The 24,418-nt window shown below is 66.4% G+C and carries 12 protein-coding genes; 8 read left to right on the top strand and 4 right to left on the bottom strand.

Annotation, left to right across the window (positions count from 1 at the left end):
* Nucleotides 1-143 precede the first annotated feature (143 nt).
* On the top strand, nt 144-1,223 hold the full coding sequence (locus tag ACNQVK_RS35630) for a dihydrodipicolinate reductase (protein ID WP_418033547.1): 1,080 nt from the start codon (nt 144-146) through the stop codon (nt 1,221-1,223).
* A gap of 73 nt (nt 1,224-1,296) precedes the next feature.
* Here the strand turns inward: ACNQVK_RS35630 and ACNQVK_RS35625 are convergent, their stop codons facing one another.
* The gene (locus ACNQVK_RS35625; RefSeq protein ID WP_418033546.1) at nt 1,297-12,408 is read right to left on the bottom strand and encodes a type I polyketide synthase; all 11,112 of its coding nucleotides are present in this window, start codon (nt 12,406-12,408) and stop codon (nt 1,297-1,299) included.
* Nucleotides 12,409-12,639: 231 nt separating this feature from the next.
* Between ACNQVK_RS35625 and ACNQVK_RS35620 the strand changes: the two genes are divergently transcribed.
* From ACNQVK_RS35620 to ACNQVK_RS35600, 5 genes are all read left to right on the top strand, one after another.
* On the top strand, nt 12,640-14,061 hold the full coding sequence (locus ACNQVK_RS35620) for a condensation domain-containing protein (protein ID WP_418033545.1): 1,422 nt from the start codon (nt 12,640-12,642) through the stop codon (nt 14,059-14,061).
* A 74-nt stretch (nt 14,062-14,135) separates the two neighbouring features.
* On the top strand, nt 14,136-17,114 hold the full coding sequence (locus ACNQVK_RS35615; RefSeq protein WP_418033544.1) for an RND family transporter: 2,979 nt from the start codon (nt 14,136-14,138) through the stop codon (nt 17,112-17,114).
* Nucleotides 17,115-17,206: 92 nt separating this feature from the next.
* The gene (gene pe / locus ACNQVK_RS35610) at nt 17,207-18,346 is read left to right on the top strand and encodes an acyltransferase PE (protein ID WP_418033543.1); all 1,140 of its coding nucleotides are present in this window, start codon (nt 17,207-17,209) and stop codon (nt 18,344-18,346) included.
* Between the two features lie 47 nt (nt 18,347-18,393).
* Complete coding sequence (locus ACNQVK_RS35605; protein WP_418033542.1) at nt 18,394-20,148, top strand: AMP-binding protein; 1,755 nt, start codon at nt 18,394-18,396, stop codon at nt 20,146-20,148.
* Nucleotides 20,149-20,181: 33 nt separating this feature from the next.
* Complete coding sequence (locus ACNQVK_RS35600; RefSeq protein WP_418033541.1) at nt 20,182-21,066, top strand: P1 family peptidase; 885 nt, start codon at nt 20,182-20,184, stop codon at nt 21,064-21,066.
* Nucleotides 21,067-21,099: 33 nt separating this feature from the next.
* On the opposite strand, the gene ACNQVK_RS35595 is transcribed toward ACNQVK_RS35600, so the two are convergent.
* Entirely contained in the window at nt 21,100-21,762 is a 663-nt protein-coding gene (locus ACNQVK_RS35595) for a GAP family protein (protein WP_418033540.1), read from the bottom strand.
* A gap of 83 nt (nt 21,763-21,845) precedes the next feature.
* On the opposite strand from ACNQVK_RS35595, the gene ACNQVK_RS35590 reads away from it, so the two are divergent.
* Together ACNQVK_RS35590 and ACNQVK_RS35585 are read left to right on the top strand one after the other, a co-directional pair.
* Nucleotides 21,846-22,832: an isopenicillin N synthase family dioxygenase gene (locus ACNQVK_RS35590; RefSeq protein ID WP_418034540.1), complete on the top strand. Its 987-nt coding sequence runs from the start codon at nt 21,846-21,848 to the stop codon at nt 22,830-22,832.
* A 28-nt stretch (nt 22,833-22,860) separates the two neighbouring features.
* Nucleotides 22,861-23,346, top strand: coding sequence for a flavin reductase family protein (locus tag ACNQVK_RS35585; protein ID WP_276126276.1), 486 nt, complete (start codon nt 22,861-22,863; stop codon nt 23,344-23,346).
* Nucleotides 23,347-23,364: 18 nt separating this feature from the next.
* Here ACNQVK_RS35585 and ACNQVK_RS35580 read toward each other — a convergent pair whose 3' ends face one another.
* Both ACNQVK_RS35580 and ACNQVK_RS35575 read right to left on the bottom strand, forming a co-directional pair.
* Nucleotides 23,365-23,526: a hypothetical protein gene (locus ACNQVK_RS35580; protein WP_409552643.1), complete on the bottom strand. Its 162-nt coding sequence runs from the start codon at nt 23,524-23,526 to the stop codon at nt 23,365-23,367.
* 140 nt (nt 23,527-23,666) lie between these two features.
* Complete coding sequence (locus ACNQVK_RS35575; RefSeq protein ID WP_090433701.1) at nt 23,667-24,416, bottom strand: succinate dehydrogenase/fumarate reductase iron-sulfur subunit; 750 nt, start codon at nt 24,414-24,416, stop codon at nt 23,667-23,669.
* Between the last annotated feature and the right edge of the window lie 2 nt (nt 24,417-24,418).

The raw sequence follows: 24,418 nt of genomic DNA, 5'->3' as shown, positions 1-24,418 counted from the left end.
CGCAAAGAGACTCTGAGCAATTTCTGAAAGCTAACCAACCCAGTGGTTGATCGACCTCTGTACCTCTTGATCAAAATGCTGCTGACCAGCAGTGTTATCGGATTGTGACGATCCTCACGAATATCACCACCTAGGGTGGGCGGATGCGTCGAATCGCGGTGTGGGGCACGGGGAACATGGGTGCGACGGCCATCAGGTCGGCCACGGCATTCCCGGGTCTGGAATTGGCTGCTGTCATCACGTCTTCCCCGGACAAGGCTGGTCGCGACGCCGCGACGTTCGCCAAGCTCGACGGCCTCACCGGCGTCAGCGCGACCACCGACGTGGACGCGGCGCTCGCCCAGTGCGATGCCGTCGCCTATATGTCCTCCGGCGATATCCGGCCCGAGGAGGCCATCGTCGAGATCGAGCGGTGCCTGCGGGCGGGCAAACAGGTGGTGACACCGTCGCTCTATTCGCTCTACGACCCGGCCTCAGCTCCGGCGGAGTGGGTCGACCGGCTCACCGACGCCGCGGTGGCCGGAAACTCCGCACTTCTGGTCAGCGGTGTGGACCCGGGCTGGGGCAATGACGCCCTCGCCGTGATCGCGGCCGGACTGTGTACCCGGATCCGAACCATCCGGTGTCAGGAGATCTTCGACTACTCCACCTACAACCAGCCGCATTCGGTGCGGGTGCTGTGCGGTTTCGGCGGGTCGATGGACGAGACCCCGATGATGCTGCTGCCGTCCATCCCCACCATGGTGTGGGGCGGCAACGTCCGGCTGATCGGCCGCGGCCTCGGACTGGATATCGACGACATCACCGAGACGGTCGAAAGGCTGCCACTGGTCGAGGCTGTCGACAACGTCATGGGCCGGTTCGAGGCCGGCACGCAGGGCGCGTTCCGGCTCCAGGTCATCGGATGGGCCAACGGTGTCGAGCGGGTCGTCATCGAACACATCACCCGTATCGACCCGTCCTGCGCGCCGGACTGGCCGCAGCCGGACGAAGGGGTCGGCGACCACCGGGTGATCGTCGACGGCGATCCGCAGCTGAGCATCGTGGTGCGCGCCGACGTGCCGGGTGGCACCCGGGCCGACGGCGGCAACACCACCGCGGCCAACCGCCTGCTCGGCGCGATCGACTGGCTGGCCACCCAGAAGCCCGGTATCTACGACGGACTCGACGTGCCGTTGCACCCACCACTGCCTGCCGAGATCGAGGCCACCCGCTGGATCTGATCGATCCGATCGCCGAGCACACGCAAAACTGCCCCTTCTCGTGTGAGAAGGGGCAGTTTCACATCTTGTCGCGCTAGGTGGTCTCGGCCGCCTCAGCCTGCGGCTCGGGGTCGGATGGTGCCTCTGCGGCGGACTCCTCCTGAGCCTCCTGCTGCGACGCCTCCGGCGAATCCGTCGGTGACTCCGGCGATTCCGCGTCGGGCAGCTGACCGACGAGGTACTCGGCGAGCCCGCCGATGGTCGGGTAGTCGAACACCGCGGTCGCGTTGAGCGTGAACTTGCCGCCGAACTGAGTGTGCAGCCGGTTGCGGAGTTCGATCGCCATCAGCGAGTCCGTGCCGAGATCCAGGAAGCGACTGGTCGCGGCCGGCGGTGAGGCGAGCCGCAGGAAGTTCTGCACTTCCTTCTGGAGGAACTCGGTCACGAACCCGGCCCGCTGTGGCACCGGGATCTCGAGCAGCTGCTTGAGAACTTCGCTGTCACCGACGACCTCACCGACGGCACTCGGCAGCACCAGGTCGAGGATCGGTGGCCGCTGACTGCCCAGCACCTTCGCGGCCCGCTGCCAGTTCGCCTTGATGACGGTGGCCTGGCCGGTTCCGTTGGCGATGGCCTCGGACAGGGCGCTCAGCGCCGCCGACGGCTCCAGCGGAATCAGGCCCTGTGCACTGATGTTCGCGGTCGCCGCCTCCGAGGAGGCCATGCCGCCCTGGCCCCAGGGACCGAAGTTGATCCCGGTGGCAGGCAGGCCCTGAGACCTACGCTGCGCGATCAGACCGTCGAGCAACGCGTTGGCTGTCGCGTAGTTGGACTGACCGGGTGAACCGAACAAGCTGGACACCGAGGAGGACACGATGAAGAAGTCCAGCTCGTCGTCCTTGGTCAACCTGTCCAGGTACTCAGCGCCGAAGGCCTTGGGCGCCAGTGTGGTCCGGAATCGGTCCACACTCTGCTGGCCCAGCAGCGCGTCATCGAGCACACCCGCGAGATGTGCCACACCGGCGAGCGGGGGCAATTCGGCGCGGATCCGGTCGAGGAGCTTCGCCACCTCGGACTCCTCGCCGACATCGGCGGCGAAGACATGGATGCGGGACTTGTAACGCTCGGTGATCTCCTCGATCAACCGCTGAGCGTCCGCATCGGGCGCACGGCGGCTGGTCAACACGATGTCACCGGCGCCCAACTGAGCCAGGTACGCAGCGGTGTGCAGACCGATCGCACCCAGTCCACCGGTGATCAGGTAGGTCCGGTCCGGGCGCGGTGCAAGCGGGTTCGGCATCTGGCACACGATCTTGCCGATGTGCCGGGCCTGCTGCATGCGCCGGAACGCCGTCCTGGCCTCCGTCAGCGGGTAGATCTCGGCGGGCAGTGGCGTCCATTGTCCCTTGGCCAAACCGTCCGACACCTCGGTCAGCAAGGTGCGAATGCGCTCGGGCTCCTGGAACATCACCGTGTCCAACGCGACGATCTCGTACGCGATGTCGGGTCGGGCCTCGGCCATCTGCTCCGGGGTCCAGATATCGCGCTTGGCGATCTCGGCGAAACGGCCGTTCTTGGCGGTGGCCCGCACGGTCGCCTCGACGAAGCCTTCGCTCGTCAGGCTGTTGAGCACCACGTCCACGCCGGCGCCGCCGGTGTCCGCCAGGATCTGGTCGGCGAAATCAGTTGTACGAGAGTCATACACGTACTTGACGCCGAGCTTACGAACCGTTGCCCGCTTGAAGGTGCTCGCCGTCGCATAGACCTCGGCACCGCACTGCTGCGCCATCTGGATGGCCGCCAGTCCCACACCACCACTGGCGGCGTGGATGAGCACCTTGTCGCCCGGCTTCAGTTGCGCCCAGTCGAATGCGAGCCGGACCGTCAGCGCCGCGGCGGGAATCGTCGCGGCCTCGACCGCGCTGACCCCGTCGGGGATCGGTGCCAGGAACTGCGCCGGCGCGTTGAACCGGCTGGCGAAGGCACCCTGCATGGAGCCGTAGACCCGCTGGCCCACCTCGACTTCGGTGACGCCCTCACCCAATTGCGTGACGACACCGGCGAAGTCACCACCGATCGGGCCGGGGTCACCCGGGTACAGGCCCAGCACGTTGAGCACGTCACGGAAGTTGAGACCGGCGGCCTCAACCCGCACCTGCACGTAGCCCTCGTCCGGCGCAGGCACTTCCTTTTCGGTGATCCGCAGGTTGTCGATCGCCCCGCGTTCGGTGGGCAACAGGGCGTAGTCGCTCCCGCGCGGCACCGTGAGATGCCCGCTGCGCGACCACGGCAGCAACCGGGAGGCCAGCAGCTTGCCCTGCCGCACAGCGATTTCCGGCTCGTCCACCGGTGTGGCCAGCAGTTTCGCCAGCGCCTGCACGGCCTCGGGTGATCCGTCGGTATCGACCAACTTGGCGCGCAGCGCCGGTTCCTCGTTGATCGTGGTGCGCCCGAATCCCCACAGCGCGGCCTGTACGGGATCGACAGGCTCACCGGATTCGGTGGCGACCGCCCGCTCGGTGACGATCCAGAGTCCGCCGGGCAGTTTGATCTCCCCGCCCTGCACGGTGTGCACCGCGCCGAGCAGGTTGGCGATCTCGGTCTCGAGTCGAGCCTGGCCCTCAGCGCTCGACTCTCCCGGACTCGGTGCGCCGGCGCGCCAGACGACACCGGAGAACGGCAGGCCGCGCTCCTTGGCCTCGGTCAGGACCTCACTCAGTTGCTGACCGGTGTTCCGATCGAACGGGATGCAGCCGGCCACCTTGACCGCGAGGTCGTCGAATCCGGCGATCAGCCAGGTGCCACTTGGGGTTTCGGTCTCACCTTCGGTTGGCGGTACCGGGACCTCGGCCCAGCCGAGGGTGTACAGCAGCCGGGTGGCGTCACCGCCGAGGCCGCGTAGCAGCGCCTCGCGAGGTGCCCGCTTGACCGTGAACTCCCGAATTCCGCCCAGGTAGCGGCCATCCCGATCGAGGTAATCGAGATCGAAGACCTGGGTTTCGCTGTCCAGGGCGCTCTCGTGCCACTTCGCGCGGCAGTAGAACCGCCGGGGCATCTTCTCCTTCAACGTCACCTGCCCGTACCGCAGCGGCAGGAACAGGTCGTTCACGCCCTGTTCGGCCGCCAACAGGGCCGGGAACGCCGGGAAGGCGACACCGGTGCACAGGTCCATCAGCACCGGGTGCATCGGCTCTGTTCCGAGTTGTTCGGCGAGTTCCGCGCCGACGAGGATGTCGCCGATCGCCTCGCCCTCACCGAGCCACAGCGACTTGAGCGAACCGGACCAGTTCGGGCCCCACGACAGTTCCAGGTCGGCGAAGGTCTCGAACAGTTCCTGCGGGCGCATCCGGTTCATGCGCTCGATCGCCTCGTCGACCGGGTCGTCCTCCGGCGCCGGCGCCTCGGTCGCGTCCTCCAGACCGCTGACAACCGTGCCTTCGGCGTTCAGCGACCAGTCGGCGATCCGGTCCCCGTAGGGACGGCTGTGCACCTGGAACTTCCACCCGCCGCCGTCGTCCAGCGGGTGCAACGTCAGCTGCACCTCGCGAGAACTCTTCTCGGGCAGGATGATCGGCTCGTAGAAGAACACGTCCTTGGCCCGTGCCGGGGTACCGACCGCGGCCAGTGCCATGGCTGCGTAGGTCGCCCCGGGGACGACGACGGTGCCGTAGATGACGTGATCGGCAAGCCACGGCTGGGATTTGACGGACAACCTGCTGGTGTACACGGAATCGCCAGAGGCCAGGTCTTTTCCACTGCCCAGGATCCCCGATCCCCCGGCAGCACCGTTGACGTCGGCGGTGATGCCGCCGCCCTTGGGCCAGAAGCGCCGTCGCTGGAACGGGTAGGTCGGCAGTTCGAGCCGGTGCCCGGGCTGACGGTGCAGCGCGGCGAAATCGGGACGGTGACCGCCGACGTAGGCCGAGGCCAGCGCATCGGCGATCTGGCGCTTGTCGGCGACGCCCTTGCGCATCGAGACGATGGCGCGGGGCGCCGGCAGGTGCTCCGGCCAGACCTGGACCGCCGCCCCGGTCAGTACCGGTTGCGGACCGATCTCCATCAACACCGAGCAACCCAGTGCCGCCACGGTCCGCACGCTCTCGGCGAACTGCACCGGTTGGCGTGAGTGCCGGCGCCAGTACTGCGCATCGAGCGGCGTCTGAGCCGTGAGCACGGTGCCGGTGCGGTTGCAGACCAGAGGCAACGTCGGGGTGGCGAACTGCAACTGTGCTGCGTACGACTCGAATTCGTCGAGCACCGGGTCCAGCAGCTCCGAGTGGAAGGCGTGGCTGGTCTGCAGCCAGGTGCAGCGGATTCCCTCGTCGCCGAACTTGTCGACGATCTGCTCGAGATCCTCACCAGGACCCGAGAGCACTGTGTTGGGGCCGTTGTAGGCACCGACCGACACCCGGGGGAACTCGCCGGCGATCTGCTCGACGTGCTTGGGGTCGGCGAAGACCGCCACCATTCGTCCGCCCTCGGGCAGGCTGCCGAACAGCCGGCCGCGCTCGGCCATGAGCCGCGCGCCGTCCTCGAGGCTGAACACCCCGGCCACGCATGCCGCTGCGTACTGGCCCACGCTGTGCCCGAGCACCACATCGGGCTCGATGCCCCACGACTGCCACAGCCGTGCCAGGCCCATCTCGACGGCGAAGAGCGCCGGTTGGGCAAACGAGGTGTGCCGCAACGTCTCTCCGGCCTTGCCGCCTGTCTCGCGATCCGTGGCGAAGATGACCTCGAGCAGCGGTGTCGGCAGGATGTCCTTGACCGCGTCAGCGCAGCGTTTCACGGTTTCCGCGAAGACCGGTTCGGAGTCGAACAATTCACGGGCCATTCCCGGGTACTGGCTGCCTTGTCCGGTGAACAACCACGCCGTGGTCGGGTGGTTCAAGTGTTCGCCGCGTACGACACCGGGCCGAGTGCGATTCTCGGCCAGATCTTCCAGGTAGATCCGCGCATCGTCGACCGAGTCCACCACCAGGGCGGCGCGGTGCTCGAAATGCGAACGGCCCGTGCCTGCGGTGAGGCACAAGTCCGCGAGGTCGGCATCCGGATGGGCGGTCAACCAGGTTGCGTAACGCTGGGCCAACGCGCCGAGCGCCTCCGGTGACCGCGCCGACAGCGTCAGCACGTTCACCTGTTCAGGCTGGGCCTCCGGCGTCGATTCCGGCGCGGCACCTTCGGCGAGATCTCCGCCGGCGAGGTCGTCGGCCGGTGCCGGTTGCACGGGCGCCTCCTCGACCAGCACATGCGCGTTCGTGCCGGTGAAGCCGAAGGAGCTCACGCCGGCGCGTCGCGGCCTGCCGTTGGCCTGCCATGGAATCGCCTTGTCGACCACCCGCACCGGCAGCGAGTCCCACGGGATGTGCGGCGACGGATTGTCGAAGTGCAGGCTCTGCGGCAGCGTCTCGTGCTGCAGCGACAACACGACCTTGATCAGACCCGCTGCCCCCGATGCGGATTCGGTGTGGCCGATGTTGGTTTTGACCGAACCCATCAGCAGCGGCCGGTCCGTGTCACGTGAGCCGCCGTAGGCGGCTGCAGCCGCCTGCACCTCGATCGGATCACCCAGCGGAGTGCCCGTTCCGTGCGCCTCGAGGTAGTCGACGTCCCCGCCGGACAGGCCGGCGCGAGCCAGCACGGATCCGATGAGCCGTTGCTGCGCACCACCATTGGGCACGGTCAAACCGCTCGACGCGCCGTCCTGATTCACCCCGCTGCCGGGGATGACGGCGCAGATCCGGTCGCCGTCGCGTTGTGCGTCGCTCAACCTCTTGAGGACGAGAATTCCGCAACCTTCGCTGCGCACATAGCCGTCCGCGGAGGCGTCGAACGTCTTGCACCGACCCACCGGGGACAGCATCCTGGCCCGCGACGCGGCAACGACGGTCACCGGAGAGAGCAGGACGTTCACGCCGCCGGCCAACGCCATGTCGCAATCACCCGACTGCAGTGCCAGGCACGCCTGATGGACGGCCACCAGCGCAGAGCTGCATGCGGTGTCGATCGCGACCGCTGGGCCCTCGAGCCCCAGGGCGAAGGCCACGCGACCGGAAATGGCATTGAGCGCGTTGCCGGTGATGAAGTGCGGCTCGATCTTGTCGATGGGCTCGGACGACAACAGATGCGCGTATTCGTTGGCCGCGACACCCACGAAGACGCCGGTTCGGCTGCCGCGCAGCGTCGCCGGCGCGTACCCGGCCCGTTCCAGACCTTCCCAGACCGTTTCGAGCATCAGCCGCTGCTGCGGCTCGATCCAGACGGCCTCACGCGGGGAGATGCCGAAGAACTCGGGGTCGAATCCGTCTATGCCGTCGAGGAATCCACCGAAGCGGGTGTAGGTCTTGCCCGGAGCGTCCGGATCGGGGTCGTAGAACTCGTCGATGTCGAATCGGTCTTCCGGGACTTCCCGGATGGCGTCGACACCACCGGACAGAACCTCCCAGAACGCCTCGGGATCGGGCGCACCGGGGAAGCGGCACGACACCGCGACAATCGCGATCGGGTCGTCGGTGCGCGTCGTCGCTGCCAATTGCGGTGCTGCCTTGGCCTGTTCGCCGAGTCCGAGCACGTCACCCAGCAGGTAGTCGGCCACGTCGGAGATTCGCGGGTAGTCCATCACCAGGGTGATGGGGATCTCCGCCCCCACTCCCTGTTCCATGCGGCGGCGCAGTTCGACGGCCATCAGCGAATCCATGCCCAGGTCGAAGAACCCTGCGTCCTCACGGATTTCCGCGGCGTCGACGCGGGTCACCTCTGCCACGGCATCGCGCAGGTAATCGGTCAGAAGCTTCTTGCGCTGCTGCACCGGTGCATTCGTGAGCTGCTCGACCAGCTTGGTCTTCCCGGACGCGGTGACCGGAGATGCCGCTCCCGACAGCTGGGCGGGCAATTCGCGTTCCAGCTCGGCCAGGAATGCCCGTCGGCCTGCCTGCTGATAGAGCGGCAGGAAGCGGGCCCAGTCGATCCGGGCTATCACGCCTTGGGCGGGGCCAGCTGCCGACGCGGCCGCCACGACATCAGCCAGACCGGCCAGTGCATCGGAGGGCGACAGCGTCTTGATCCCGCGCTGTTCCAGCCGTGCACGGGATTCCGCGTCGGCCATACCGGCCGACCACGGACCGAAGTTGACGCTGGTGCCGGCGATGCCCTGCTTGCGCAGACGCCAGGAAAGCCCGTCCAGGTAGGCGTTCGCCGCGCTGTATGCGGTCTGGCCGAATCCGCCCCACACCGAGGCGATCGAGGAGGTGCTGATGAAGAAGTCGAGCTTCTCGTCGGCCGCCGCCTCACTCAAATGCCATGCGCCCCAGACCTTCCCGGCAAAGACCCGATCCACTTCAGCGTCGTCGAGCTCACTCAGCGGCGTGGTACCGATCTCGCCCGCGGCGTGCACGATGCCGGCCAGTGGCGGCAGCTCGGCCCGCACGGTGGCCAGGAGGCGGGCGACGTCGTGTGCGTCGGCGACATCGGCCGTGGCGACCCGGATCTCACAGCCGTGCTGCTCGCGCAGCGCGTCGATGCGCTTCTGAGCGGTGTCGCCGGGTTGGCGCCGGCTGGTCAGTACCAGTTGCTTGGCGCCGTGCGCGGCCAGGTGCCCGGCGATCTCGAGCCCGATGGAGCCAAGCCCGCCGGTCACCAGATACGTTGCGTCAGCGCGCAGTTCCAGCGGTTTGCCGCTCGGTAGGTCCACCGGCCGAACCAGCCGGGGAACGTAGACCTCATTACCCCGCAGTGCGACCTGGTCTTCCTTGACGGCCGATTCGGATGCCGCCGGGATCCGGTTGAGCAGTGCGGACCATTCGCCCGACGTTCCCTCGGAGAGATCGGCCAGACCGCCCCACAGCTGTGGAAGCTCGAGGGCCGCGGCGCGGCCGAATCCCCACAGGGCACTCTGCTCCGGCGTCACGGTGTCCGCATCGGTGACGTGTTGTGCCCCGCGGGTGACGAGCCAGATCGGCGCCCTCAGGTCAGCGGCGATCGCGGCGCGGAAGAGTCGCCGCGTTCCGGCCAGGACCTGGTGCTGCATCCGCAGCAGCGATCGCATCGAGGGCGTGGCGCCGGAGTCGAGCGCGGCGACGTGCACGATGCGCAGCGTCGATTCGCCTGCTGCCGCGGCACGCAACGTCGCTGCGAGTTGTACCTCGTCCGCATCGGAGGCGGGCAACTCGAGGAATCGATACTGCTGCCCACGCGCGGTGAGGGTGTCCACCAGCGGCTTGACGGCTTCGGACTCGTTGCCGATGAGGATCCAGGAACTCTCCCCGGTTTCCGCGCCGGAGAGGGAGGTAACCGCCTTCTCCCACCGGAACTCGTAACGGTCGTCCGCGATGGACTGCGTCGAGCGCTGTTGATTGTGTTGCGCCGCAAGCTTGGTGAGTACCGCGAACGTCTGATCGTCGCCGCCTGCGCCGTCGAGCAGGGCTGCGAGTTCCTCGATGCGGCCGTCCTCGAGCAGCCGGATTGCCTGGGTGCGGGCCGCCACGTGCTGCTGCTGGTTGGGCTCTTCACGATTGTCGCGGTACCAGTACTGCCGGTGCTCGAACGGGTAGGTCGGAAGGTCCAGTTTCTGCGCGTGGGCCTGCCGGAAGGCGCCGAAGTCGGGCAGGTGGCCCAGCACGTAGGCATCGGCGACGGCTTCGGTGATCTGCCGGTGGTCGGCGGTGTTCCGGCGCAGCGAGGTGATCACCCGCGGTGCGGTGGCCGGGTCGGGCCACGCACCCAGGGCTGTCGCGGTCAGCACCGGACGCGGGCCGACCTCGAGCAGTACCTTGCAGTTCAGATCGGCGAGGGTGCGCACGCTCTTGGCGAACTCGACCGGTTGGCGCGCGTGGCGACGCCAGTAGGCGCCGTCCATCTTGACGCTCCGGCCCAGGGCTGCGCCGGTGCGGTTGTCGATCAGAATCCGTTGTGGTGCTTTGAAAGTGAATTGGTTCGCGTACGCCTCGAACTCGTCGAGGATCGGCTCCAGCAACGCCGAGTGGAACGCGTGGCTGGTCTCCAGCCAGTCACACCGCACGCCGTCGGCCGTCAACCTGGCCACGGCCTGCTCCAGGTCGGCGGCAGGCCCGGACAGCACGGTGTTGGCTCCGTTGTAGGCGGCGACCGACAGAGTCGGGTACTCGTCGGTGAGGCTCTCGACCCGCTCGGCCGCGGCGAACACCGCCACCATGCGGCCGCCCGCAGGCAGACTGCCGAAGAGGCGGCCGCGCTCGGCCATCAGCCGCGCGCCGTCTTCCAGGCTGAACACTCCCGCGACGCACGCGGCCGAGTACTGGCCGACGCTGTGACCGAGCACCACGTCCGGTTCGAAGCCCCACGACTGCCACAGTCGGGCCAGGCCCATCTCCAGGGCGAACAGCGCGGGTTGGGCGTAGGAAGTCTGCCGCAGCGTCTCTTCGCCGTCGGGACCGTCGAGGTCGAAAATCACGTCCAGCAGCGGCTTCTCGAGGACATCGGCGACCACTGCCGCGCATCGGGTCAGGGTCTCGGCGAACACCGGCTCGGTGTCGAACAATTCGCGGGCCATACCGGGGTACTGGCTGCCCTGGCCGGTGAACAGCCACGCGGTCTTCGGCGTGTCATGGGATTCCCCACGAACCAGACCGGGTGCCGGGCGGTCGTCGGCGAGAGCACCGAGCAGCTCCACCGCGGCCTCCCTGGAATTGACCACCAATGCGGCGCGGTGCTCCAGGTGTGCGCGCCCTACTCCGGCTGTGAGGCACACGTCCGCCAAGGTGGCCTCCGGATGCGCGCTCAGCCAGTTGCGGTACTCGCCGGCGACCTGCACCAACGCTTCCGGCGTCCGCGCGGACAGCGGAAGAATGCTGAACCGCTTGCTCTCGGATTGCCCGGTCGGGCCCGGCTCTGCCGCCGGTCGCGCCGTCGGCTCAGGAGCTTCTTCGAGGATGACGTGCGCGTTGGTCCCGGCGAAGCCGAATGAGCTGACACCTGCGATGCGGGGTTCACCGTTGCGTTCCCAGGGGGTGGTCTCCTTGACCACTTCCACCGCAAGGCGGTCCCACGGAATGTGCGGCGACGGGTTCTCGAAGTGCAGGTGCTTCGGCAAGGTCTCGTTCTCGAGCGACAGGATGACCTTGATGACGCCCGCGATGCCGGCGGCCGCTTCCAGGTGTCCGATGTTCGTCTTCGCCGAGCCGATCAGCAGCGGGCGGCCCGGTTCGCGTCCGGCGCCCAGCACCGCGCCCGCTGCCTGCGCCTCGATCGGATCACCCAGCGAAGTTCCGGTGCCGTGCGCCTCCAGGTAGCCGACTTCGCTGGGTTTGAGGCCGGAGCGTTCGAGAGCGTCGGTGATAACCCGTTGCTGGGCCACGCCATTCGGCACCGTCAATCCACCGGATGCGCCGTCTTGGTTGATTGCGCTGCCACGGATCACGGCCCGGATCCGGTCGCCGTCACGGATGGCGTCCTCGAGACGCTTGATGACGATGACGCCGCAGCCCTCGCCGCGCACATAGCCGTCCGCCGCGGCGTCGAAGGTCTTGCAGCGGCCGTCGGGGGCGAGCATGTGAGCGCTGGAGAACGTGATCATCGTGGCCGGTGTGAGCAGCACATTCGCACCGCCGGCCAGCGCGAGGTCGCACTCACCCAGCCGCAGCGCCTGGCATGCCTGGTGGATCGCCACCAGCGACGAGCTGCACGCTGTGTCGACGGCGACAGAGGGCCCCTGCAGGCCCAACCGGTAACTGATGCGGCCCGCGGCTGCGGCGTTCGACGTCCCGATGGCCATGTAGGCCTCGATCTCGGGGTAAGTCAGCTCGTCAGAGGCCATTCCCAGGTAGTCGTGGGTGGCCAAACCCACGAAGACGCCGGTGTTGGTGTCGGCCAAAGCCGTTGGCGCGGTGCCCGAATGCTCCACGGCGCGCCACGCCGTCTCGAGCAGGAGCCGATGCTGCGGGTCCATCAACCGGACCTCGCGCGTCGACAGGCCGAAGAACGGCGCGTCGAACCCGGTCACGTCATCGACGAAGCCGGCGCGGCGGGTCACCACCTTGCCGGGTACGCCTGGTTCCGGGTCGAAGAACTCGTCGGCGTCCCACCGGTCCTCAGGTATCTCCGACACCGCGTCGCGGCCCTCGCGCAAGACCTCCCAGAACGCGTCGGCGTCCGGTGCGCCAGGAAAGCGCGCCGCGTAGCCAACGATGGCAAATCGAGGGTTCTTGTCGATCGGATGTTCAGCGGTTCCCATGGCCCGTTGCCCTCCTAGCGTCGGCGGTCACGCATGACTACGCCGGACATTTGTCGCACGCGAAAATTGTCCACCCCCCGACGGCACTAGAGCACTATTACACGTGAACCTGTGACGCGTGATGCACAGCTTGCGCCGTGAGGCGGGGGGAGCGGTTGCCAGCGGACCGAGGGTATGTTGGGCAGCCACAGGTGATCACGGCCACAGCCGGCCGAACGGGAGGGCGACGCTTTGCGCATCGGGAAGATAACTGTTGGCGCACTTGAGGAATGGACGTTGAGTCCGGGATCGGTCACGTCCTGGCATCCGACGGCTACCGCTCAGGAAACGGCAGATCGGGCACCTGTGAGCTCGGTGCCAGTTAGCTACATGCAGAGTCAACATCTTCGAAATTACAGCGAGCGGAAGGCTGCGGGCCTGAACTTCTCGCGGCAGATCATCGCGAGCTGTGAGGTGGCCGGCCAGTGTGACATCTCCGCCATGGACCACGCGGTCAACACCTACCTGCGTCGGCACGACACTTTCCGCAGCTGGTTCGAAAAGGGCGATGACGGCAAATTCGTTAGGCGAACGATCGAAAATCCGGATGATATCGAGTTCGTGCCGGTCGATCAAGGCGACATGACGGTCGAAGAAATACACGACCATGTCGTGGGCATACCCAATCCCTTGGAATGGGGCTGCTTCACTTTCGGAATTATCCAGAACGAAGATCACTTCACTTTCTTCGCGGCCATGGATCACGTGCACGGCGATGCCACGTTGATCGGCACGACGATGATGGAAGCCAATGGCATGTATTCCGCGATGAGCGGAAGCGGTCATGCTCTTCAGTTGCCCGAGCCCGGCAGCTTCGACGACTTCTGCGTCCGGGAACGGGAATACACGGACATGTTGACCCTGGAGTCGCCGGGAGTTCAGGCGTGGATCGAGTTCGCCGAGAACAACAGTGACGGATTTCCGGAATTTCCACTGCCACTGGGCAATCCGGACAAGTCGACCAGCAGTGCATGGAGCTCGATGGTCCTGATGGACACGGCGCAGACGGAACGCTTCGACGCGGCCTGCGCGGCGGCAGGCGCACGTTTCGTCGGCGGCTTGTTCGCCTGTCTCGGCCTGGTCGAGCATGAGTTCACCGGCGCGCTGACGTATTACGGACTCACGCCGAGAGATTCCCGCACGGCCAGCGACAATTTCAACACGCAGGGCTGGTTTACAGGCTTGATCCCGATTGTTGTGCCGGTCGCGGCGACCTCTTTCAGCGACGCGGCCGGAGCCGCACAGGCATCTTTCGATTCGGGCCTGGATATGGCGCGGGTGCCGTACTATCGCGTACTCGAGCTGGCGCCGTGGTTGAATTGGCCGCAGCCGAACTTTCCGGTCTCGAATTTCCTTCACGGTGGTGCCGCACCGCTCAACGCGATCCTTGCGGCGGGTGACTTGGGCCTCGCGAACAACATCGGGATGTACCCGGACAATCGGTTCTCGTACCAATTGACGATCTACATATTCAGGTACGGGGAGGGCACGGTCATGGCGATCATGCATCCGGACAATGCCGTTGCCGAGAAGTCGGTTACTCGGTACATGGAAGCCATGAAATCGGTGTCTTCCAGGGTTGCTGACAGTGGCCACTGGGGGCGCGTCGCGTAGCGGCGAGCAAATGGGCGCGGACGTGAGGAGCACAAGGGCGACTGCCATGGAAGCGGCGCGAGGGTGAGGGCGAGATGCGACGGCTAGCCGATTTCGTAGTGCGGTGGCCCTGGGCGGTGATCGGGATCTGGGCGGCACTGCTGGTCGCCCTGCCGCTCGCGTGTCCGTCGCTGAGCGACATGGCCCAGAAGCATCCGCTGGCCATCCTGCCCAGTGATGCTCCGTCGAGCGTCACCGCGCAGAAGATGACCGAGGCCTTTCACGAATCGGGCAACAACGACCTGCTGTTGGTGGCCCTGATCAACGAGGACGGGCTCGGCCCCTCTGACGAGGCGACCTACCGCAAGGTGGTGGACGCGCTGCGTGACGACGTGACAGACGTCGAGAGCGTCCAGGATTTCGTCGGCACCCCGCAACTTCGACAGTTCCTGACCAGCAAGGACAAGACCACCTGGGTCCTGCCGGTGGGCCTGGTCGGCGAGTTGGGGACCCCGCGTGCGATCGACTCGTTCAACCGGGTTTCCGAGATCGTCAAACTCAGCACGGCCGGCAGCCCGCTGCAGGTGCACCTCACCGGCCCCGCGGCCACCGCCGCCGACCTCACCGTCGCGGGAGAGAAGGATCGGCTGCCGATCGAGCTCGCGATCGCGGTCCTGGTCCTGGCGGTGTTGCTGGTGGTCTACCGAAGTCCGGTGACGATGCTGCTGCCGTTGGTCACGATCGGGTCGTCCCTGCTCATCGCCCAGGCGCTGGTGGCGGGCTTCTCCGAGCTGACGGGTGCGGGTGTCTCGAACCAATCGGTCGTATTTCTGAGCGCGATCATGGCCGGTGCCGGCACGGACTACGCGGTGTTCCTGATCAGCCGCTATCACGACTATCTGCGGTCGGGGAAGGACTTCGACGACGCGGTCCGGGCGGCGATGCTGTCGATCGGGAAGGTGATCACGGCGTCCGCCGCGACGGTGGGGCTGACGTTCCTGTTGTTGAGCTTCACCAAGATGGGCGTGTTCAAGACGGTCGGAATCGCGGCGGCGATCGGTATCGCCGTCGCGTACCTGGCCGGCCTGACTCTGTTGCCGGCGATCCTGGTGCTGGTCGGACCTCGCGGGTGGGTGAAGCCGCGGCGCGAACTCACCGCCCGGTTCTGGCGGCGTTCAGGCATCCGCATCGTGCGCCGTCCGGTGCCGCACCTGGTCGCCAGCCTGCTCATCTTGGCCTTGTTGGCCGGATCTGCGATCTTTGCCAAGTACAACTACGACGATCGCAAGGTCGTGGCGGCGTCGGCACCGAGTTCGATCGGGTACGCCGCGGTCGAACGTCATTTTCCGATCAGTCAGTCGATTCCGGAATACATCCTCATCCAGTCGCCGCACGACCTGCGGACGCCGAAGGGCCTGGCAGACCTGGAGCAGATGGCTTCGCGCGTCGCCCAGTTGCCCGACGTCGGTCTGGTCAGCGGCATCAGCCGCCCCCTGGGTGAGGTGCCGGCGGAATTCCGGGCCACGTTCCAGGCGGGAATCGTCGGTACCCGGCTGGCCGATGGTTCCCAGCAGATCGATCAGCGCGCCGGGGATCTCAACCGGCTGGCGAACGGGGCCAACACGCTGGCCGGCAGCCTCGCCGACGTGCGGGCTCAGATCAACCAGATCGCGCCCAGCCTCCAGAGTGTGGTCGACACGTTCTCCTCGGCGCGCAGCGAGTACGGCGGCGACAAACTGGTGAAAGACGTCGCAACCGCGGCCAAGCTCGTGCAGAGCATCAACGCGCTCTCCAACGCCATGGGGTACAACCTGTCGGCGGTCAAGAACATCTTCGGCTGGATCGAGCCGGTGCTGGCGGCGCTCCAGAACAACGCGGTGTGCGACAACAACCCGTCCTGCGCCGAGACCCGCATCCAGTTCCAGCGTCTGGTCGACGAGAACAACTCCGGCAGCCTCAGCGAGATCAACGATCTCGCCCATCAGCTGAACGGCGCGGGCGACGACAAGCAGACCCTCAACTCCACGGTCACCAAGCTGAACGCGGCCCTGGCCAGCGTCAACAAGGCGGTCAACGCCATGGGGCTGAACAAGCCGGGCGGTCCGCAGTCGGGCTTGAAGGATCTGCAGTCGGGCGCCAACCGCCTGGCCGGCGGAAGCCGCGAAGTCGCCGGTGGCGTGGATGAACTGGTCAAACAGATCAAAGTCATCTCCGCCGGCCTGAACCAGGCCTCGTCGTTCCTACTGACGATGCGCAACGAGGCCACGGATCCGTCGCAGGCGGGATTCAACATTCCGCCTGAGGTACTGGGCCTGCCTGAGTTCAAGAAGGCCTCCGCTGCGTACGTCTCGCCGGACGGCCGGTCGGTGCGGTATCTGGTTCAGACCAAGCTGAACCCGTTCAGCTCCGAGGCGATGGATCAGGTCAACCAGATCCAGGACGTCGCCCGCGGTGCCCAGCCGAACACCACGCTGGCCGACGCCTCGATATCGATGGGCGGATTCCCGGCCGGACTTCGGGATACCCGGGATTACTACCAGCAGGACATCCGGTTCATCATGACCGCGACCCTCATCGTGGTGCTGCTGATCCTGATGTTGCTGTTGCGCTCGCTGATCGCACCCCTGTACCTCGTCGGGTCCGTGGTGGTCTCCTACTTCGCGGCACTCGGTATCAGCGTCCTGGTGTTCCAGAATCTCCTCGGCCAGCAATTGCATTGGAGCGTGCCGCCACTGGCCTTCGTGGTGCTGATCGCGGTCGGTGCCGACTACAACATGCTCATGGTGTCGCGACTGCGGGACGAGTCGCCGAACAGCACGCGGTATGGCGTCATCCGCACCTTGAGTTCGACCGGAGGCGTGATCACCGCGGCGGGTCTGATCTTCGCCGCCTCGGTGGCCGGCCTGATGTTCTCCTCCATCGGCATAGTGGTGCAGGGCGGCTTCATGATCGGCGTGGGCATCCTGCTGGACACCTTCGTGGTGCGCACCATCACGGTGCCCGCCATCGCTGCGCTGGTCGGCAAGGCGAACTGGTGGCCGTCGCGTGCGGCCGGAGGGAGGCTGCGCACGTGAGGAGTCAGGAAGTTGCACGCGTAAGTACGGGTGAGCGCGCTCGCGTGATGTGTGTGAGACTACGAAACGAAGCGGGGCGATAGGGCGTGGAGATGAAGAAACTCCTTGCAGGACTTGCATTGTTGATGGCCACCAGCGTCACAGGATCCTTCGGGGTCCTCGGGAATGCCTGGGCCGATGACACGCCGGCCCCGACGCCGCCGCCGGGCGGCCCCGCCGCGGGTACGCCGTCGAACCCGGGAACCGCGTACGCATTGGGTGGCGCTCACGTCCTCGGGATCCCCTACGACGAGTACATCCGGATGACGGGTGAGAAGTGGTTCCCCGGAATGAAGCGGACGAAGGTCGACTACCCGGCCGGTCAGGTTCAGGGGCACACCCTGGAACGATTCTTCCCGGGGATCGGTGCTCTCGGCGAGAAGTTCTATCCCGGCATCGGTCTCGATGGTCCCAGCATCGGCGAGTCGGTCGACGAGGGAGAAGGAAACCTCGAAACAGCCGTCCGCAACGGTGGCAAGGGAACAGCGATGGGGCTGTCCGAGGGAGCGCTCGTGCTCAACGCCGTGAAGGCGCGACTGGCCAATGACCCGACTGCTCCGCCGCCGGACCAACTGAGCTTCGCGACCTTCGGCGACCCGATCGCCAAGCATCCCTTCGGTGAGAGCTTCCTGACCCAGAACTTCCCCGTCGGGAGCGTCGTGCCGTTCATGGACTACCGGATCCCGGCTCCGGTGGAGAGCCAGTACCACACCGACCAGTACATCTCCGCCTATGACAGCATCGCCGACTGGCCGGACCGGCCCGACAACTGGATGAGCGTCATCAACGCCATCGCCGGTCTGGCCACCGGTCATACCGCGATCGCGTTCACCGATCCGAGCAATGTGCCGGCGCAGAACATCAGGACGACGGTCAACTCCAAGGGCGCGACCACGACGACCTACATGGTTCCCGAAGAGCACCTTCCGCTGGTGTTGCCCTTCAAATACCTCGGATATGACCAGAACACGCTCAACCAACTGGACGCGGTACTCCTGCCCATGGTCGATGCGGGGTACTCGCGAAACGACGATCCGGCGACGGCGCCGATCACAGTGGACCCGGTGCACGGGTTCGACCCTGCGGAAGTCACCGCACCGGCCAACGAGGCGACCTTCGGCGGCGGCACCGATCCGATGTCGGAGCTTGCCAATGCCGCGTTGTCGGTGCTGAACCCCCACGGCGCGGGCTGACGGCGCCTTCCGAGTTGATGGATTCGACGAGTTACGGACGTGACGTGATGATGTCTACCCCCCAGTCATCGATTCTCTCGATGCTGCACGGACGTGCCAGCATGCGCCCCGACGACGTGGCCTTCACCTTCACCGATTACACCGCCGACCCGGCGGGTGTCGACGAGACCCTGACGTGGTCGCAGTTGTCACGCCGGACGATGAACGTGGCGCGCGAGATCCGTCTTCACGGGTCGGTCGGTGACCGGGCGGTGATTCTGGCCCCGCAGGGCCTCGAGTACATCCTGGCGTTCCTGGGCTCCATGCAGGCCGGGTTCGTGGCGGTTCCCCTTCCCATGCCCCATCGCGGCTCGAGTCACGACCGCGTGAGTGCCGTCTTCATCGACACGAAACCGTCGATCGTCCTGACGACGTCCGCGGTTGCCGAGGACGTCGGGGATTACGTGGATCAGTCGCGGCTCAGCACCGCGCCGAAGATCGTCGCGATCGATGCGTTGAACCTGGATGCCGATGACACAGACGGGTTCGAGAGCGGCACAACCGAGTTCCCCGCCACGGCGTATTTGCAGTACAGCTCCGGTTCGACCCGGCTGCCCACCGGGGTGATGATCTCGCACCGCAACGTCCAGCAGAACTTCGAGCAGCTGATGCGGGGCTTCTTCGCGGATGCGCACGTCAAACGCGTCAACGATGCGACGATCGTGTCGTGGTTGCCCTTCTACCACGACATGGGTCTGGTGCTGGGCGTCTGCGCACCCATCCTGAGCGGCTACCGCGCTGTGCTGACGAGCCCGTTGGCGTTCCTGGAGCGGCCGGCCCGATGGGTGCGGGCGCTGGCCGAGAATCACCACGCCTTTTCCGCGGCGCCCAACTTCGCCTTCGATCTGGCCGCCCGCAAGACCAAGGACGCGGACCTCGACGGTCTGGACCTCGGCGGGGTGGTGGGCATCATCAACGGCGCCGAGCGCGTCGAACCGGCGACCCTGGAACGTTTCACAGACCGGTTCGCGCACTTCAACTTTCGGGACCACATGCTGCGTCCGTCGTACGGGCTTGCCGAGGCAACGGTTTTCGTGACCACCGGCATGTGGAGTGAGTCGACGGAGGCCGCGCACTTCGACGTCGATGAACTGTCCGCGGGCCGGGTACGGCGGTGTGCCGCCGGAACCGGCACTCCGCTGGTCAAATACAGCCTGCCGCACTCACCTGTGGTGCGCATCGTCGACAGCGATACCAACACCGAATGCGCGCAGGACGTGGTCGGCGAGATCTGGGTCCACGGCGACAACGTCGCGGCCGGCTACTGGAGCAGGTCACCGGAGGAGCAGCAGTGCTTCGGCGCCACACTCGCCGACCCGACACCGGGCACGCCTGCCGGACCATGGTTGAAGACGGGTGATCTGGGCTTCGTCTCCGAGGGCGATCTGTTCATCGTCGGGCGCATCAAGGATCTGCTGATCATCCGCGGGCGCAATCACTACCCCGAGGACATCGAGGCGACGGTCCAACAGATCACCGGCGGCCGGGTCGCGGCGATCTCGGTTCCGGTGAACAGCACCGAGAAGCTGGTGACCGTTATCGAGGTCAAGAAGCGGGGAGAGTCCACGGTAGAGGCGGTGCACTGGCTCAAGGAGATCAAGAGCGACGTCACCTCCGCGATCTCGAACGCGCACGGGCTGAATGTCGGAGACCTGGTGCTGGTATCTCCGGGGTCGATTCCGACGACGACGAGCGGCAAGGTCCGGCGCGCCGCCTGCGTCGAGCAGTACCGGCAGGACGAATTCACGCGCTTGGACGCCTGAGCGCACGGTTGGTCCGTCAGTACCGTTGGGACGATGTCGGTACTCAACTCGCAAGTCACGCAGTTGGTTGGGGTGTCCGTTGGTCATTGGACCGATGAGACGTCGTTGACCGGATGCACGGTCGTTCTGCTTCCCCGTGGCGCCGTGGCGTCACGGGAGGTCCGCGGCGGTGCACCGGCGACGCGCGATTTGGACGCGTTGGCCCCGGACAAGGCCGTTACGTCGATCGACGCCGTTCTTCTCACCGGGGGATCGGCCTTCGGTCTGGCTTCGGCCGACGGGGTGATGAGGTTCCTCGAGGAACAGCAACGCGGTGTGTCCACTCCGGGTGGGCTCGTTCCCATCGTTCCGACGATGGCTCTCTTCGATCTGGCAGTCGGCAACTCATCGGTTCGTCCGACGGCCGAGAACGGATACCAGGCCGCATCCTCGGCATCCGGTCCCGACTTCGCGGTAGGGCAGATCGGGGCCGGGGTCGGTGCTTTCACCTCGCACTGGCGCGGCGAAGGCCACCGCAAACCCGGTGGGATCCGGTACGCGGAAACCGTTTTGGGAGATCTGGTGGTGGGTGCGCTGTGCGCGGTGAACGCGTACGGAGATGTCGACCGCGGGAACACGCCGGTGAGCCTCGACAGCGTTGCGGATCTGGAGCCGCCGTTCACCTACTCGTCCGATCGTGTCCATACGACGATCGGTGTCGTGATATCCAATGCGCGACTGGACAAGACGGCATGCTTCGTGGTCGCTCAGGGTGCCCACGACGGACTGGCACGTGCTCTCACGCCCCCGCACACCAGATACGACGGCGACGGGTTCGTGGCCGTGGCGACGGGTGAAGTCGAAGCCGATGTCGACACCGTCCGCCTCATGGCGCTGGACGCTGTTTGTCGCGCGATACGTTCTGCTCCCGAGCGGTAATCCGCCTGTGGGATCGGCATCGCCGACTCACATTCAGAGACCGACGAGCCCCACGACGACCAGCACCGCGCCGACCGTGGCCACCACGGCGGCGACTTTGCGGTGGCGTTGGGTCTGCAGCCACTCGTGCAGTGCCGACAGCGCGGCACGGGTGCGCTCCGGGGCCACCAGGTAGGAGATCAGCGGGATTTCCACGAGCCCGAACGCCACCACGTTGAACAGCAGCAGGGCGCCCAGCTGGGTGGCCGCCGCGGCACCGGAGGCGACGATGAGCGCGAGCGCGGCGAGATAGTCGACCGACGGCAGCGCGATACCAAGGCCCGCAACACTTGCCGTCCACAGCGAGTGGCCGCCCAGCACCTGCCGTAAGCGCGTCATGAGTGGTCCGGGTTCCCGGTCGGGTCTCGGCCCGAACATGCTCGCGGGCCTTCCCGCGGCCAGCACGGCCGCAGCCAGCAGCGCCAGTGCGCCGACCGCCAGTTGCACTCTGGGAAGGGTGAAATGGGCCGATCCCAGGGCGGGCCGCAGGATGAAGAGCACGATCATGCCGACGGTGGTGCCCATGGCGAAACCGCCGATGAGGAAGGCCAGCAGCTGCAGCAGCGGCCGCGGCCGGTTGAGCATCAGGATGGTCATGCCGATGCGGAACGGCTCCAGGCTGACGGCGGCGGCCATCACGAGAAGCGGAATCCACATGATGGGCGCCAACTTACCGTCCGGGCTCCGGGTTGTGTTCAGCGAGATTGCGACCCTGGCCGATACCGCTGGTCGCGACGATGATGGAGCCCGTGACGTCTGTGCGGACGGCCTTGCCGGTCGTCGATCTGAACGATGCGCCCGAGCGGCTGCGCCAGGTCGCTCACGACGTGGGCTTCTTCTACCTGACCGGCCACGGGGTCGCGACCGAGTTGTCGGACCGGCTGCTGGCTGCCGCCCGCCGCCTGTTCGCGCTGCCGCAGGCGGCCAAGGATGCGGTGGCGATGACCAACAGCCCGCATTTCCGCGGCTACACCCGGCTGGGTGGCGAGCTGACCGGCGGACGGGTCGATTGGCGCGAACAGATCGATATCGGACCTGAGCGCACCCCGGTGGCCGACCCCGATCAGGACTATCTGCGGCTGCAGGGCCCCAACCAGTGGCCTGCGGGTCTGCCGGAGCTCCCCGAGGTCATCGCGCAGTGGGATGCCGAACTGGCCAGGGTCGGGCGCGTGCTGTTACAGCGCTGGGCCGCCGGCCTCGGTGCCGACCCAGACGTGTTCGACGCCGCGTTCGCCGACACCCCGGCGACCCTGATCAAGATCGTTCGGTACCCGGCGCAGGCCGAGACCGACCAGGGGGTCGGGGCACACCGCGACGCGGGGGTGCTGACCCTGCTCCTGGCTGAGCCGGGCACCCGAGGTCTGCAGGTCCGTGGCAGCGACGGCGCCTACATCGACGTCGATCCGCTGCCGGGCGCTTTCATCGTCAACATCGGTGAGATGCTCGAGATCGCCAGCGGCGGGTACCTGCGGGCCACCGAGCACCGGGTGCAGGTGAGTACCGCTGAGCGCATCTCGGTGCCGTACTTCTTCAATCCCCGGCTCGACGCCAGCCTGCCGGTGCTGACGCTGCCCGACGAACTCGCGGCCCATGCCCGGGGCGTGAGTGTCGACCCGTCGAACGACCGTATCTATCCGGTGTACGGCCGCAATGCGTGGAAGAGCCGGGTGCGAGCGCACCCGGACGTCGCCGCCGCTCAGGGGTATGGACGGGCGGAGCAGGTGTGACACGACGCTGTGTGAAGATGGAGGTGTTATGAGTGCAACAGAACTGAGCCCGACGTCGCTGCGTGAAGCGTTCGGCCACTTTCCGTCCGGTGTCATCGCGATCGCTGCCGAGGTAGAGGGCACTCTGGTCGGCTTGGCCGCCAGCACCTTCGTGCCGGTGTCGCTGGACCCGCCACTGGTGTCGTTCTGCGTTCAGAACTCCTCGACCACCTGGCCCAAGCTCAAGGACCTGCCGTCGCTGGGGATCAGCGTGCTCGGCGAAGCCCATGACGAGGCGGCCCGCACACTCGCGGCCAAGACGGGGGACCGGTTCGCCGGGCTGGAGACCGAGTCACGCGAATCCGGCGCCGTGTTCATCCACGGAACCAGCGTGTGGCTGGAGAGTGCCATCGAGCAGCTGGTGGAGGCCGGCGATCACACCATCGTGGTGCTGCGCGTCAGCGACATCACGGTCAACGCCGATGTGGCACCAATCGTGTTCCACCGCAGCACGTTCCGCAAGCTCGGCGCGTAACGGCGCGGCTGCTGCGGGTCACGGCCGCGCGGCGAGCTCCTCGCGATACTTGGCGATGCGCTGTTCGATCTCGCCGGCATCGCCCGGCCTGCCCTCTTTGCGGGCCAGGTCGGCCCGGACCGACAGTTCGCGGATCGCGGTCCGGATCTCGGTGACGCTGTGAGTCTGTCCCATGCTCATGGAGCTGCCTTTCGACGGTGATTGGCTGCTTTTCTTGAGCCTACGCTCCAGTCGGCTCCGATCTGACTTCCAAAACAACGAAATGGTCGTTCCCTGAGCTGGGGAACGACCATTTCGTTGATCTCGATGCTGCGCGGCAGCTACCGCCTGAACAGCTTGTTGCCCAGCCACACAATCGGGTCGTACTTGCGGTCGGCGACCCGTTCCTTCATCGGGATCAGCGCGTTGTCGGTGATCTTGATGTTTTCCGGGCACACCTCGGTGCAGCACTTGGTGATGTTGCAGTAGCCCAGCCCGAACTCGTCCTGGGCCATGTCCTTGCGGTCGAGGACATCGAGCGGGTGCATGTCCAGCTCGGCGATCCGCATGTGGAACCGCGGCCCCGCGAACGCCTCTTTGTTCTCCTCGTGGTCACGCACCACGTGGCAGACGTTCTGGCACAGGAAGCACTCGATGCACTTACGGAATTCCTGGCTGCGCTCGACGTCCTCCTGCTGCATCCGGTATTCGCCCGGCTGCAGCTCCTTGGGCGGCGTGAACGACGGGATCTGGCGGGCCTTTTCGTAGTTGAACGACACATCGGTCACCAGATCGCGCATCACCGGGAACGTCCGCAACGGCGTCACAGTGACGGTTTCGGACGGATCGAACGTCGACATCCGGGTCATGCACATCAGCCGCGGGCGGCCGTTGATCTCCGCCGAGCAGGATCCACACTTGCCGGCCTTGCAGTTCCACCGCACCGCCAGATCGCCGGCCTGGGTGGCCTGCAGCCGGTGGATGATGTCGAGCACCACCTCGCCGTCGTTCACCTCGACGGTGTAGTCCTCCAACCCGCCGCCGGTGTCATCGCCGCGCCAGACGCGCAGGTTCGCGTTGTAGGCACTCATGC

The organism is Mycobacterium sp. 134 (assembly GCF_048282715.1).
In the GTDB taxonomy this organism is placed as follows: domain Bacteria; phylum Actinomycetota; class Actinomycetes; order Mycobacteriales; family Mycobacteriaceae; genus Mycobacterium; species Mycobacterium septicum.
The sequence above is the reverse complement of the archived record's forward strand: the minus strand, read 5'-3'. Positions and strand labels throughout refer to the sequence as shown.